General features: G+C 70.1%; 12 protein-coding genes. 3 read left to right on the top strand and 9 right to left on the bottom strand.

What is annotated here, in order from left to right; genetic code table 11:
• Positions 1 to 17 precede the first annotated feature (17 nt).
• From cyoE to FQY83_RS05035, 4 genes are all read right to left on the bottom strand, one after another.
• On the bottom strand, positions 18 to 950 hold the full coding sequence (gene cyoE, locus FQY83_RS05050; RefSeq protein ID WP_146385710.1) for a heme o synthase: 933 nt from the start codon (positions 948 to 950) through the stop codon (positions 18 to 20).
• Between the two features lie 75 nt (positions 951 to 1,025).
• Positions 1,026 to 2,255: a COX15/CtaA family protein gene (locus FQY83_RS05045; protein ID WP_146385708.1), complete on the bottom strand. Its 1,230-nt coding sequence runs from the start codon at positions 2,253 to 2,255 to the stop codon at positions 1,026 to 1,028.
• Positions 2,255 to 2,824, bottom strand: coding sequence for a hypothetical protein (locus FQY83_RS05040; protein ID WP_146385706.1), 570 nt, complete (start codon positions 2,822 to 2,824; stop codon positions 2,255 to 2,257). The genes FQY83_RS05045 and FQY83_RS05040 overlap by 1 nt, the downstream gene beginning before the upstream one ends.
• Complete coding sequence (locus FQY83_RS05035; protein ID WP_425478605.1) at positions 2,821 to 3,489, bottom strand: SURF1 family protein; 669 nt, start codon at positions 3,487 to 3,489, stop codon at positions 2,821 to 2,823. The genes FQY83_RS05040 and FQY83_RS05035 overlap by 4 nt, the downstream gene beginning before the upstream one ends.
• A gap of 116 nt (positions 3,490 to 3,605) precedes the next feature.
• On the opposite strand from FQY83_RS05035, the gene FQY83_RS05030 reads away from it, so the two are divergent.
• Positions 3,606 to 3,836, top strand: coding sequence for a twin transmembrane helix small protein (locus tag FQY83_RS05030; RefSeq protein WP_146385702.1), 231 nt, complete (start codon positions 3,606 to 3,608; stop codon positions 3,834 to 3,836).
• A 262-nt stretch (positions 3,837 to 4,098) separates the two neighbouring features.
• Here the strand turns inward: FQY83_RS05030 and FQY83_RS05025 are convergent, their stop codons facing one another.
• From FQY83_RS05025 to coxB, 5 genes are read right to left on the bottom strand one after another with little or no spacing between them, the layout of a single operon-like run.
• Positions 4,099 to 4,980: a cytochrome c oxidase subunit 3 gene (locus tag FQY83_RS05025; RefSeq protein WP_146385700.1), complete on the bottom strand. Its 882-nt coding sequence runs from the start codon at positions 4,978 to 4,980 to the stop codon at positions 4,099 to 4,101.
• A 25-nt stretch (positions 4,981 to 5,005) separates the two neighbouring features.
• Positions 5,006 to 5,578: a cytochrome c oxidase assembly protein gene (locus FQY83_RS05020; RefSeq protein WP_146385698.1), complete on the bottom strand. Its 573-nt coding sequence runs from the start codon at positions 5,576 to 5,578 to the stop codon at positions 5,006 to 5,008.
• Positions 5,575 to 5,706 (bottom strand): hypothetical protein, encoded by a 132-nt coding sequence (locus tag FQY83_RS17885; RefSeq protein WP_272952444.1) that lies wholly within the window; start codon positions 5,704 to 5,706, stop codon positions 5,575 to 5,577. The genes FQY83_RS05020 and FQY83_RS17885 overlap by 4 nt, the downstream gene beginning before the upstream one ends.
• A gap of 23 nt (positions 5,707 to 5,729) precedes the next feature.
• On the bottom strand, positions 5,730 to 7,349 hold the full coding sequence (gene ctaD / locus FQY83_RS05015) for a cytochrome c oxidase subunit I (protein WP_146385695.1): 1,620 nt from the start codon (positions 7,347 to 7,349) through the stop codon (positions 5,730 to 5,732).
• Positions 7,350 to 7,375: 26 nt separating this feature from the next.
• Complete coding sequence (gene coxB / locus FQY83_RS05010) at positions 7,376 to 8,353, bottom strand: cytochrome c oxidase subunit II (RefSeq protein WP_146385693.1); 978 nt, start codon at positions 8,351 to 8,353, stop codon at positions 7,376 to 7,378.
• A 407-nt stretch (positions 8,354 to 8,760) separates the two neighbouring features.
• Between coxB and FQY83_RS05005 the strand changes: the two genes are divergently transcribed.
• A complete protein-coding gene (locus FQY83_RS05005; RefSeq protein ID WP_146385691.1) occupies positions 8,761 to 9,477 on the top strand; it encodes an AraC family transcriptional regulator in 717 nt (238 codons plus the stop codon).
• A gap of 257 nt (positions 9,478 to 9,734) precedes the next feature.
• On the top strand, positions 9,735 to 13,067 hold the full coding sequence (putA, locus tag FQY83_RS17755; protein WP_238333410.1) for a bifunctional proline dehydrogenase/L-glutamate gamma-semialdehyde dehydrogenase PutA: 3,333 nt from the start codon (positions 9,735 to 9,737) through the stop codon (positions 13,065 to 13,067).
• Positions 13,068 to 13,309 lie beyond the last annotated feature (242 nt).

The following is a 13,309-nucleotide window of genomic DNA, read 5'->3' as shown; positions in this document are numbered from 1 at the left end:
CCTGCAGAACCCGGCGCTCAGCCGATCCGCTCCAGCCCGAACGCCTGCGCCGGCGTCAGCCACGGCATCAGCCAATGGTCGACCAGCAGGAAGGCGAACAGCGCCATCAGGTAGACCACCGAATAGTTGAACACGCGCATCGCGAACAGTTCGTCCGGTGGATCGAGCAGCCGCCACGCGTACCACAGGAAGGCCAGCCCCAGCACCACCGCGCCGCCGAGGTAGAACAGCCCGCTCATGCCGATCGCCACCGGCAGCAGCGTCACCACGCACAGCAGCACGGTGTAGAACAGGATCTGCCAGCGCGTGTACGCCACGCCGTGCGTGACCGGCAGCATCGGCACCAGCGCGCGTGCGTAGTCCTCGCGGCGGAAGATCGCCAACGCCCAGAAGTGCGGCGGCGTCCACACGAAGATGATCAGCACCAGCAGCAGCGCGTGCGCCCAGTCCCACTGCCCCTGCATGTTGGTCACCGCGGCCCAGCCCAGCAGCGGCGGCGCCGCGCCGGCGATGCCGCCGATGACGATGTTCTGCGGCGTCGCGCGCTTGAGGAAGCCGGTGTAGACGATCGCGTAGCCGATCAGCGAGGCGAAGGTCAGGCCCGCGGTCAGCGGGTTCACCAGCGCGATCAGGATCGCCATCGACAGCGCGCCGAGGCACACCGCGAACGCCAGCACCTGCGACGGATTCAGCGCGCCGGTAGCGAGCGGGCGGTCGGCGGTGCGCACCATCACCTTGTCGATGCGCTGGTCGATCAGGTGGTTGATCGCCGCCGCCGACGCCGCCGCCAGCCAGATGCCGAGCAGGCCGAACACGGTCTCGCGCAGCGGCGGCAGGCCCGGCACGGCGAGGAACATGCCCACCAGCGCGGTGAACACGATCAGCGCGACCACGCGCGGCTTGGTCAGCGCCCAGTACTGCCGCAGATCGAGGGAACGCGCGCGATTCATCCGTTTCTCTCGGGGCGGGGTTGGCCCCGGCTTGCATGGTATTCCGACATGGCGTGAGGCGGGCCGAGGCCCGCCCTATGGGGGGCGCAGGCGGGCGAAGAGGCCGACGAGGACGAACAGCAGCAGCGCCGCGCCGCCGTTGTGCAGCACGGCCACCGGCAGCGGCAGCGACAGCTTGACGTTGAGCACGCCCAGCAGCACCTGCGCCAGGGTCAGCAGCGCCAGCACCACCGCCCATGCACGCAGTCCCGGCGTGCGCAGCAGGCGCCAGGACAGCAGCGCCATGGCCGCGAACACGACCACGGCGAAGATCCGGTGCGCCATCTGGATCGCGATGCGCGAGGCGCCGTCGAGCACGCCGCCCTCGTAGTCGACGCCGACGCCGCGCCAGAGCACGAAGCCCTCGCGGAAATCGGTCGGCGGCCACCACTGGCCGACGCATTTCGGGAAGTCGAGGTAGTGCGCCTCGGGCGTGGTCCAGCCGCCGGCGCCGCACGCGAGCGCGGCGTAGTTGGCGCTGACCCAGCCACCGAGCGCGATCTGCACGCCGAGCACCGCGATGCCCGCCAGCAGCCAGCGCCGCAGCGCGCGCGCGTCGACCAGCACGATCGGCAGGTGGGTCGCGCGCCACGCCATCCAGGTCAGCAGCGAAAAGGTCAGCATGCCGCCGAGCAGGTGGCCCATGACGATGACCGGCTTGAGCAGCATGGTCACCGTCCACTTGCCGAGCAGCGCCTGGAACACCACCACCGCCAGCGTCAGCACGGCCACGTTGGCCAGGTCCCGGCCGGGACCTGGCCCCGGAGCCTGCCCCGGATTTGATCCGGGGTTCGACCAGCGCAGCGCCGCCACCAGCAGCAGCGCCTCGCCGAGGCCGGCTACCACCAGCGCCGGCACCACCTGTCCTTTCATGTACAGCGGGATCGCCAGCGCGACCAGCAGCGACGCGCCCAGCACCTGGGCGATGCCGAACCGGCGCCGGCGCGCGGCCAGCAGCGCCAGCGCCAGCACCAGCACGCCCAGCGTCGCGGCAAGGTGGCGGTGCACCTGCTCGCGCCAGGCCTTGTGCGTCTCGAACGGGCGGATCGCGCTGGCGGCATGGCCGCTCACGTCCTGGGTCGCCTGCGGCCACGCGGCGCGGCCGTAGCAGGTCGGCCAGTCCGGGCAGCTCAGGCCGGCATCGGACAGGCGCACGAAGGCGCCGAACACGATCACGCAGAACGTCAGCGCCACCGCCAGCCAGGCGATGCGGTGGAAATGCCGGTAGACCTGCGGGCGCGAGGGTGCGGGGTGCGGGTGGTCCATCATTTGAGCTTCAGCAGGCGACCCACGTCCTCGCGCAGGTGGCCCGGATCGAAACCGGGAGGGTAGCGCAGGATCACGAAGCCGTTCGGATCGATGACGTAGACCGGCGTGCCGGCGGGATCGGCGCGGCGCGGCAGCGCGGCCAGCAGTTCCGGCGACGGCTCGATCCCGCGCCACGCGGCGTTGCGCACCGCGCCGTCCGGCGGCGTGCCGATCCACAGGATCTGCACGTGGTCGGCGCGATGGCCGAACAGCTGCCACACCGTGTCGAGCTGCCGCGACAACTCCACGCACGGCGCGCCGCAGCCGTCGCCGGGCGCGAGCGCGATGCGCCAGGTGCGCTCGCCCGGGTTCCAGCGGTACTCGCCGCCGCCCTGCAGGCGCGGCACCAGCGCGCGCAGGTCGCCGGGCGGATCGAGCAGTTCGCCGTGGTTCTTCATGCCCGCCGGGCGCCAGCCGGAGAAGCGCAGCGCGCCGGCGACGATGGCGCTGCCGAGGAAGATCACGACGATCAGGACCAGCATGCCGCGGTTGCGGCCGCGCTGTTGCGGAGAGACGGAAGCGTTCATCGATGGGGACGGCGGAAGCTGAGGATCAGGGCGGTGGCGAGCACGGCGAGCGCGAGCCCGAACCATTGCACGGCGTAACCGAGGTGTTTGTCCGGAGGCAGGGTATTGGGCAGCACGTCGAGGTCGCGCGCATGGCCCAGCGGCAGCGCGGGATCGAGCTTGAGCACGCGCGGCGGCAGGACCTCGACGCCGACGGCGGCCGCCAGTGACCCGGCATCCAGGCGCGTCACCACCACGTCGACGGCATTGTCCGCCGGGCGCAGGTCCGCCCGCGCCAGACCCGGCGAAGGCGGCGGCACCAGCAGTCCCTGCACGCGGATCGCGCCCGGCGGCAGGTCGACCGAGGGCGTCGCGCGGTCGCCCGGCAGCGGCAGCCAGCCCAGTTCGACCAGCAGCGGCGGCGCGCCCAGCGGCCGGAACGCGCGATACGCGCGCACGCCCGGGCGGCCGCCCTGTTGCTGGTTGTCGAGCAGCACCGCCGGGCCATCGAGGAAGGCGCCCTCGCCCGCGGCCCAGTCGAAATCGCGCTGCCGCGCCGGATCACCGGCCGCCGACAGCGGCCGCGGGTTGCGCTCGGCCAGGGTCGCCGCGACCGCGTCGAGCATCGCCTGCTTCTCGTGCATGCGCCCGAGCTGCCAGCGGCCCAGCGACGCGAACAGCGCCATCGCCAGCAGCGCCAGCGTCCAGCCGATCACGCGGGTCCGGCGGATGCTCACGACCCGCCCGCCCGCGGCTGCGATAATGCGCGCACCCGGCCCGCGCCGCGCCCATGGAGACGACGATGAACGATTCGCTGAAAACCCTGCTGATCGTCGGTTTCCTGGCGCTGATCCTGTGGAACCTCGGCGCCGGCCTGTACTACATGATGGTCGACAAGGGCCAGACCAAGCGCACCGTGAACGCGCTGACCAAGCGCATCGCGCTGTCGATCGTGTTGATCCTGCTGGTGGTGCTGGCCAACTACATGGGCTGGATCGAGTTCCACGGCGTGGGACGCAATCCGAATCCCTGAGCGGAGCCGGCCGGAACGGCTGCCCGCTGTCCCACCGCTGTCATTTCGAGCGCAGCGAGAAATCTGGTGCACCCCGCCTTGGGATCGCAGATTTCTCCCTGCGGTCGAAATGACAGCGATGGCGTTCGAAATGACAGCGGCGGAGTTTCCGAATCGCAGCACCGAAAAAGCGGAAAGCGCCGGCATGCCGGCGCCCTCCTCGAATCGATCCGGTGCTCGCTGCCGTTCCGAATCCCGATTCCCGAATCCCGATTCCCGGCCGTCAAAGCACATAGACGAACAGGAACAGCCCCAGCCACACCACGTCGACGAAGTGCCAGTACCAGGCCACCGCCTCGAACGCGAAGTGGTTTTCCTTGGTGAAGTGGCCCCTGGCGCAGCGCAGCCAGATGATCGCCAGCATGATCGTGCCCAGGGTCACGTGCGCGCCGTGGAAGCCGGTCAGCATGAAGAACGTCGAGCCGTAGATGCCCGACCCCATGGTCAGGTTCAGGTCGCGGTAGGCGTGGATGTATTCCTCGGCCTGGAAGAACAGGAACACGCAGCCCAGCAGCACGGTCAGCCCGAGGAACACCAGCAGCTGCGTGCGGTGGCCGGCGCGCAGCGCGTGGTGGGCGATGGTCACGGTGACGCCCGAGGTGAGCAGGATCAGCGTGTTGAGCAGGGGCAGGCCCCACGCGGGGATCGTCTGGAACGCGCCGCCCACCTGGCCGGGGCCGGACGTCGGCCACGCCGCGCTGAAGCCTTCCCAGAGCAGGTAGTTGGTGGCCACGCCGTCGCCGCTGCCGCCCAGCCACGGCAGCGCGAACTGGCGGGTGTAGAACAGCGCGCCGAAGAACGCGGCGAAGAACATCACTTCCGAGAAGATGAACCACACCATCCCCATGCGGAACGAGACGTCGACCTGCTTGTTGTAGTAGCCCGACACCGACTCCAGCACCACGTCGGCGAACCACTTGAACAGGATGAACGCCAGAGCGGCGAGGCCGACGAAGAATGTCGCCCTGCCCCAGCTCGCCTCGTTGAGCCAGCTGGCGAAACCGAGCATCGCGACGAACAGCGCCACCGACGCGAACACCGGCCAGCGGCTGCCGTGCGGCACGTAGTAGACGTTGGGATCGTGGTCAGCGTGGGCCTGGGCCATGGCGGAAAGTCCGGATTGCGGTGGGTCAGGGTGCCGCGCGCGGCACGGTGGACGACGGTGCCGCCGCCGCAAGGCGATCGGTCAGCACGTCGTTCTTGAAGAAGGTGTACGACAGGGTGATGGTGTTGACGTCCGGCGGCAGCGCCGGGTCGACGATGAAGCGCACCGGCAGGTCGCGGACCTCGCCGGCCTGCAGCGTCTGCGCGGTGAAGCAGAAGCACTCGGTCTTGCTGAAGTAGCCAGAGGCGCGCGCCGGCGCCACCGACGGCGTGGCGCTGCCGACGATCGCGCGGTCGCCGGTGTTGTGCGCGGCGTAGGTGGCCTCGTACTGCTCGCCGACGCGCACGCGCATCCTCGTGGCGTTGGGGCGGAAGCCCCAGGGCAGCTTCGAGTTCACGCTGCCGTCGAACTCCACCGTCACCCAGCGCTCGTCGGGCACCGCCGCGGCCACGGCGGAAGCGTCGGCGGCGGTGTTGTCGAGGCGGATGCCGAACACCTTCTCGCAGGCGATGCGGTACAGCGGCACCAGCGAGAAGGTGAAGGCGAACGCGGCCAGCGAGATCGCGACCAGCTTGCCGATGCCGGGCTTGCCGCTCATCGACCGATCACCCCGGACAGGACGAAGGCGACGTAGATCGCCAGCGCGACCGCGCCCACGACGATCGCCGTGCGCACGGCGCGCCTGCGCCGCAGGGCGGTGTCGTCGTGGGGCGTCGTCGGGCTCATCGCATCGTGCCGTCGGTGGCTCGTCAGTGGGTCACGTCGTCGTGCGCGAGATCGCCCGGCCGGAGCACCGGCGGCGTGCCGAAGGTGTGGTGCGGCGCCGGCGACGGCACCGTCCACTCCAGGCCCTTCGCGCTGTCCCACGCCCGCGCCGGCGCCTGCGCGCCGTGCCGGAGCGAATGCCACAGGATGCCGGCCATCATGAACGGCGTCAGGAACATGCCGAACGCGCCGATCGAGCTGATCAGGTTCCAGTCCGCGAACACCACGTTGTAGTCCGGGATGCGGCGCGGCATGCCGGCCAGGCCCAGGAAGTGCTGCGGGAAGAACAGCAGGTTGACGAACACCATCGTCCACCAGAAGTGGAACTTGGCCGCCTTCTCGCTGTACATGCGCCCGGACCACTTCGGCCACCAGTAGTACACCGCGGCGATGATGCCGAACAGCGCGCCGGTGACCAGCACGTAGTGGAAGTGCGCGACCACGAAGTAGGTGTCGTGGTACTGGAAGTCGGCCGGCACGATCGCCAGCATCAGGCCGGAGAAGCCGCCGATGCTGAACAGGATCACGAAGGCGATCGACCACAGCATCGGCGACTCGAAGCTGATCGAACCGCGCCACATCGTGGTCGCCCAGTTGAAGATCTTCACGCCGGTCGGGATCGCGATCAGCATGGTCGCGAACATGAAGTAGATCTCGCCGCCCAGCGGCATGCCCACCGTGAACATGTGGTGCGCCCACACGATGAACGACAGGAACGCGATCGACGCCGTGGCGTAGACCATCGCCTGGTAGCCGAACAGCGGCTTGCGGCTGAAGGTCGGGATGATCTCGCTGACGATGCCGAACGCCGGCAGGATCATGATGTAGACCTCGGGATGCCCGAAGAACCAGAAGATGTGCTGGTACATCACCGGGTCGCCGCCGCCGGCCGCGTTGAAGAACGAGGTGGCGAAGAACTTGTCGGTCAGCAGCATGGTCACCGCGCCGGCCAGCACCGGCATCACCGCGATCAGCAGGAAGGCGGTGATCAGCCAGGTCCAGCAGAAGATCGGCATCTTCAGCAGGTCGATGCCCGGCGCGCGCATGTTGAGGATGGTGGCGATGACGTTGATCGCGCCCATGATCGAGCTGATGCCCATCATGTGGATGGCGAAGATGGTGAAGGCCACGTTGTAGCCGCCCTGCAGCGACAGCGGCGGGTACAGGGTCCAGCCGCCGGCCGGGCCGCCGCCGGGCAGGAACAGGGTCATCAGCAGCAGGGTGAAGGCGAACGGCAGGATCCAGAACGACCAGTTGTTCATGCGCGGCAGCGCCATGTCCGGCGCGCCGATCTGCAGCGGGATCATCCAGTTGGCCAGGCCGACGAAGGCCGGCATCACGCCGCCGAAGATCATCACCAGCGCGTGCATGCTGGTCATCTGGTTGAAGAACTCGGGGCTGACGTGCTGCAGGCCCGGGACCGCCAGTTCGGTGCGGATGACCACGCTCATCGCCGCGCCGATGATGAACATCACGAACGAGAACAGCAGGTACAGCGTGCCGATGTCCTTGTGGTTCGTGGAGAACAGCCAGCGATCGACGAACGACTGCTTGTGGCCGTGGTCGTCGTGGTGGTGGTCTGCGGTGGCGGTATGCGTGGACATGGGGCGGTCTGCCTTCTCGAATTCGGTCAGTCGGCGCTGGGCGCGTCGGCGGGGGCGGCGGCCTCTTCGGGCGCCTGCGGGGCGGCGGGCTCCTCGCCCTGCTGCACGTCTTCGATCATGTCGGGGTCGACCGAGCGCGGCGCGTTGCCGGTGCCGCCCTCGGGCACCTGCGACGGCTCATCGGTGGTCTGGCCGGCGGCCTTGCTCGAGGCCAGCCACTGCTCGAACTCGGCCTTCGGCACCGCGCGCACCACGATCGGCATGAAGCCGTGGTCCTTGCCGCACAGTTCCGCGCACTGGCCGCGGTAGACACCCGGCTCGAGGATCTCGGTCCAGGCCTCGTTGATGATCCCGGGGATCGCGTCCTGCTTCCAGCCCAGCGCCGGCACCCACCACGAATGAATCACGTCGTCGGCGGTGATCACGAAGCGGATCTTGGTGTCGGTCGGCACCACCAGCGGGTTGTCGACGTCCAGCAGGTAGGCCGGGTGCGCGTCGAGTTCGGCGCGAGTGGTCGCCTTGTTCTGGCGCAGGCGGTCGCTCTCGCGGTCGAGGCGGCTGGTGATCTCCACGCCCTCGCCGAGGTATTCGTACTTCCACAGCCACTGCACGCCGGTGACCTTGATGGTCATCTCCGACTCGCGGGTGTCGTACATCGCGATCAGCTTGGCCGTCGCCGGCACCGCCATCACCACCAGCAGGATGATCGGGACCACGGTCCAGACGATCTCCAGCCGGGTGCTGTGGGTGAAGCTGGTGTCCGGCACCGCGCCCTTGGAGTGGCGGAACTTGAACATGGCGTAGCCCATCGCCGCGAACACCACCGCGCCGATGCCGACGCAGATCCACAGCGCCAGCATGTGCGCGTCGTAGGCGTGCTGCGAGGACGCGGTGACACCCCGCCCCATGTTCAGCTGCCAGGGCTTCGGGTCCGCGGCCAGCGCCGCGAACGGCAACGACGCCAGAACTGCCAGACCCCACCGCGAAAAACGCGCCTGCATCATTGCCTAGACCCCAATGTCATCGGTCGCGGCCCGCCGGCCGCCAGCAAACTGTGAACGAACCCGTCGTGGCGGGACCTTCGCAACCGGAAGGGACTGCCACGCTACCGCGTCGGAACGGCGCGAACCCGCCCCGCGGGCACGCGAAAACTCCCAAATGGTAGCGGCCGCGGGGGTTTAGGGGCAAGCCGAGACCCGAGCTTCGCGGCCGCCGACCCGCCGCGAAGGGCCGCGCCATGCGGTTCGCTGGATAGAATCCGGACTTCGTTCCGTGGCCTGCGCCCGGGTCCGCCGTCGCGGCGGACCGCGCGTCCGGCCCGGCGCCGCGGGTCCGGTCCGGCCATGCCCGACGGCGCGCTTCCTTCCGCCGCGACGGCATCGCGGCTACCCCTGCCTGGACGGACGCCACGTTGAAGCCAGCCCTTCCCGCCCTGGACGCCACCGAGGTCGAGGCCCTGTTCGACGCGATCCCGGAGGTGCTGTTTTTCATCAAGGACCGCGAGGGGCGCTACACCCACGTCAACGCCACCATGCTGCGCCGGCTCGGCCTGCGTTCGCGGCGCGACATCATCGGCAAGCGCGCCAGCGACGTGTACCCCGGCGGCCTGGCCGCCAACTACGGACTGCAGGACCAGCAGGTGCTGGCCGGCGCGGTGATCGACAACCTGCTGGAGCTGCACCTGTTCTCCGACCAGGAGCCGGGCTGGTGCCTGACCTGCAAGCGGCCGCTGCGGGTCGACGGCCAGGTGGCCGGGCTGGTCGGCATCTCCCGCGACCTCGCCGGCCGCGAGGGACTGCAGGCCGACTACGGTTCGCTGCGCGAGGCGCTGGTGCACATGAACCGGCACTACGCCGGCAACGTGCGCATCCAGGACCTGCGGGCGATCACCGGCTTCTCTGAGTCCAAGCTCGAGCGCACCTTCCACAAGGTGTTCCAGCTCTCGCCGCTGCAGCTGCTGACCCGGATCCGGATCCAGGCCGCGATGCACCGCCTGCAGGGGCCGGGCAGCATCGCCGGCATCGCCCAGGCCTGCGGCTTCAGCGACCAGAGCGCGTTCACGCGCCGGTTCGTGGCGCTGGTGGGCATGACCCCGGGCGAATACCGGCGCCTGCGCGCCGGCCATTGATCCGGCCCGCAAACGGTAGGTCGGGGCTACGCCCCCGACGCCGTCGACATCCAGCGTCGGGGGCGTAGCCCCGACCTACGGATCCGGCGTGTTTGTCGGGCCGGATCCGCACTGCCCCCGGCCTGCACGGCTTGTGCCGCGGCCGCCGCCCAGCCCGCGGGAATCGTGCAATCCCGCCCCCGCCGCGCGGGCAAGAATGACCGACTCCGCCCCTCGCGCAGTCCCGCGCGTCCCGGGGCGTATCCTGCGGCCAGCCCATGACGCCCCTGCTCTCCCCGGAACTCCCGCCGGCGCCCGACCCGCGCCGCGCCGCGATCACCGCGGCCTGGACCCTCGACGAGGCCGCGCACGTGCGCGAGCTGCTGGCCGTCGCCCGCCAGCCCGCCCCCGGCTGGGGCGAGGCCGACCGCGCCGCGATCCACGCCACCGCCACCGACCTGGTGCGCCGGGTCCGCGCGCGCACGCAGGACCAGGGCGCGATCGAGGCCTTCATGCGCCAGTACGACCTCGGCAGCGAGGAAGGCGTGCTGCTGATGTGCGTGGCCGAGGCCCTGCTGCGCATCCCCGACCAGGACACCGCCGACAGGCTGATCCGCGACAAGCTGGGCGAGGCCGACTGGAAAAAGCACATGGGCCAGTCCGACTCGGTGCTGGTCAACGCCTCGACCTGGGGCCTGATGCTGACCGGCCACCTCGTCGACCTCGCCGACGACACCCGGCGCGACGTCCACAACGCCTTCAAGCGCCTGGTCGGCCGCGTCGGCGAGCCGGTGATCCGGCTGGCGGTGCGCCAGGCGATGCGGATCATGGGCCACCAGTTCGTCATGGGCCGGACCATCGGCGAGGCGCTGGCGCGCAGCCGCAAGGGCGCCAACGCCGCGTTCCGCTATTCCTTCGACATGCTCGGCGAAGCCGCGCTCACGCAGCACGACGCCGACCGCTACCTCAAGGCCTACGGCGACGCGATCGACGCGATCGGCGCTCACTCACATTCGCATCGCCAAGGCGATGCGGGGGGCCGCTTCGACGACGAAATCACCGCGCCGTCGATCTCGGTCAAGCTCTCGGCGCTGCACCCGCGCTACGAGCACGCCAAGCGCGAGCGCGTGCTGGCCGAACTGGCGCCGCGGCTGCTGCAGCTGGCGCAGCGCGCGCAGGGCTACAACATCGGCCTGACCATCGACGCCGAGGAGGCCGACCGCCTCGAACTGTCGCTGGACGTGATCGAGCGCGCCTGGAGCGACGCCTCGCTGGCCGGCTGGGAGGGCTTCGGCATCGTCGTGCAGGCCTACCAGAAGCGCGCGCCGTTCGTGATCGACTGGATCGCCGGCCTCGCCCGCCGCCACGGCCGCCGCATCCCGGTGCGGCTGGTGAAGGGCGCGTACTGGGACAGCGAGGTCAAGCGCGCGCAGGTCGACGGCCACCCGGCCTACCCGGTGTTCACGCGCAAGCCCAACACCGACGTCAGCTACCAGGCCAACGCGGCGCGGCTGCTGGCGAACGTCGATGCGATCTATCCGATGTTCGCCACCCACAACGCGCAGACGATCGCGGCGATCCATCGCATGGCGTCGGCCTTGCTCTCCGCTTCGCTCCCTTCCCCCGCCCGCGGGGGAAGGGCCGGGGATGGGGGCCAGGCGGCCGACGACGCCTCCGGAGAGGCCCCCACCCCAACCCTCCCCCGCAGGCGGGGGAGGGAGCAGAAATCGCACGCTTACGAATTCCAGAAGCTGCACGGCATGGGCGACGACCTCTACGCCGAGGTGATCCCCGCCGATCGCCTCGACGTGCCCTGCCGCGTGTACGCGCCGGTCGGCTCGCACGAGGACCTGCTGCCCTACCTCGTGCGCCGCCTGCTCGAGAACGGCGCGAACTCCAGCTTCGTCAACCGGATCAGCGACGAGGAGGTCTCGATCGACGACCTCGTGCGCGATCCGGTCGAGGTCGTCTCGGGTTTCGATTCGATCCCGCATCCCCGCATTCCGCTGCCGGTCGACCTGTACCGCAGCTTCGACCTCGACAGGAGCAATTCCATGGGCGTCAACCTCGCCAACGACGACCAGCTGCGCGCGCTGGCCGAACAGGTCAACGCCGCCGTCGCCGACTGGCGCGCCGGCCCGCTGGTGCCGGGCGCGACCGTGTCCGGTCCCGACATCGCCGTGACCAATCCCGCCGACCGCCGCCAGCGCGTCGGCCAGTGGCAGGCCGCCGACGCCGCCACCGTCGAGAAGGCGCTGCAGAATGCGGTCGCCGCGCAGCCGGCCTGGGACGCGACGCCCGCCGCCTCGCGCGCCGCGATCCTCGAACACGCCGCCGACCTGCTGGAACAGCGCATGCCGCAGTACATCGCGCTGTGCACGAAGGAAGCCGGCAAGACCCTCCCCGACGGCGTCGCCGAAGTGCGCGAGGCGGTCGACTTCCTGCGCTACTACGCCGGTCAGGCGCGCAGCGCGTTCGCGGTCGAGGCCCTGCCCGGCCCGACCGGCGAATCCAACAGCCTGCAGCTCGCCGGCCGAGGCGTGTTCGTCTGCATCAGCCCGTGGAACTTCCCGCTGGCGATCTTCGCCGGACAGGTCGCCGCGGCGCTGGCGGCGGGCAACAGCGTGATCGCCAAGCCCGCCGAGCAGACCAACCTGATCGGCTGGCACGCGGTGAAGCTGCTGCACGAGGCCGGCGTGCCCGAGGCCGTGCTGCAGTTCCTGCCCGGCGACGGCGCCACCGTCGGCGCGGCATTGACGAAGGATCCGCGCGTCGCGGGCGTCGCCTTCACCGGCTCCACCGACACCGCGCGCGCGATCAACCGCGCGCTGGCCGGGCGCGAGGCCGGCCCCATCGCCACCCTGATCGCCGAGACCGGCGGCCAGAACGCGATGATCGCCGACTCCTCGGCGCTGCCCGAGCAGCTGGTCAAGGACGCGCTGGCGTCCGCCTTCACCTCGGCCGGCCAGCGCTGCTCGGCCGCGCGCGTGCTGTTCGTGCAGGCCGACATTGCCGACAAGGTGGTCGCGATGATCGCCGGCGCGATGGCGGAGCTCAGCGTCGGCGATCCCGGACTGCTGTCGACCGACGTCGGCCCGGTGATCGATGCCGACGCGCTCAAGCTGCTGCAGGATCACGCGGCGAAGATGGAAACGGTCGCCAAACCGATCGCGCAGGCGCCGTCGAACGAATCGCTCGCCCACGGCACCTTCTTCCTGCCGCGCGCGTGGGAGCTGGCGTCGCTGTCGCAGCTCACCCGCGAGAACTTCGGCCCCGCGCTGCACGTGATCCGCTGGAAGGCCGACGAACTCGACGCCGTGATCGACGCGATCAACGCCACCGGCTACGGCCTGACGCTGGGTATCCACTCGCGCATCGACGAGACCGTGGACCGCATCGTGCAGCGCGCGAAGGTCGGCAACGTCTACGTCAACCGCAACCAGATCGGCGCGGTGGTTGGCGTGCAGCCCTTCGGCGGCCAGGGCCTGTCCGGCACCGGCCCCAAGGCCGGCGGCCCGCACTACCTGCCGCGCTTCGCGACCGAGAAGACGGTGACGGTGAACACGACCGCGGCAGGCGGCAATGCGAGCCTGCTGACGCTCGGGGAGTAACCCGCCCGAACCGTCGTCCCCGCGCAGGCGGGGACCCAGCGTCTTTCACGGCCGGATCGATTGCCTTCAGGCTTTCCCGGCGTGCCCATTGTTCAGGGCAACGACACTGGATCCCCGCCTTCGCGGGGATGACGGGGGGTCAGCGGGGATGACGGCGGGTATTCGAGGTTTGCAGGAAGCGTCGTCGGGCTTCCTGCCTGTACCAATGGCGCATCCCGCGCTGCGCTGACGCGCCGCTATCA

Source organism: Luteimonas marina (genome assembly GCF_007859325.1).
Taxonomy (GTDB): Bacteria; Pseudomonadota; Gammaproteobacteria; order Xanthomonadales; family Xanthomonadaceae; genus Luteimonas; species Luteimonas marina.
Note: the sequence above shows the minus strand (reverse complement) of the source record. Positions and strands in the feature narration are given on the sequence as shown.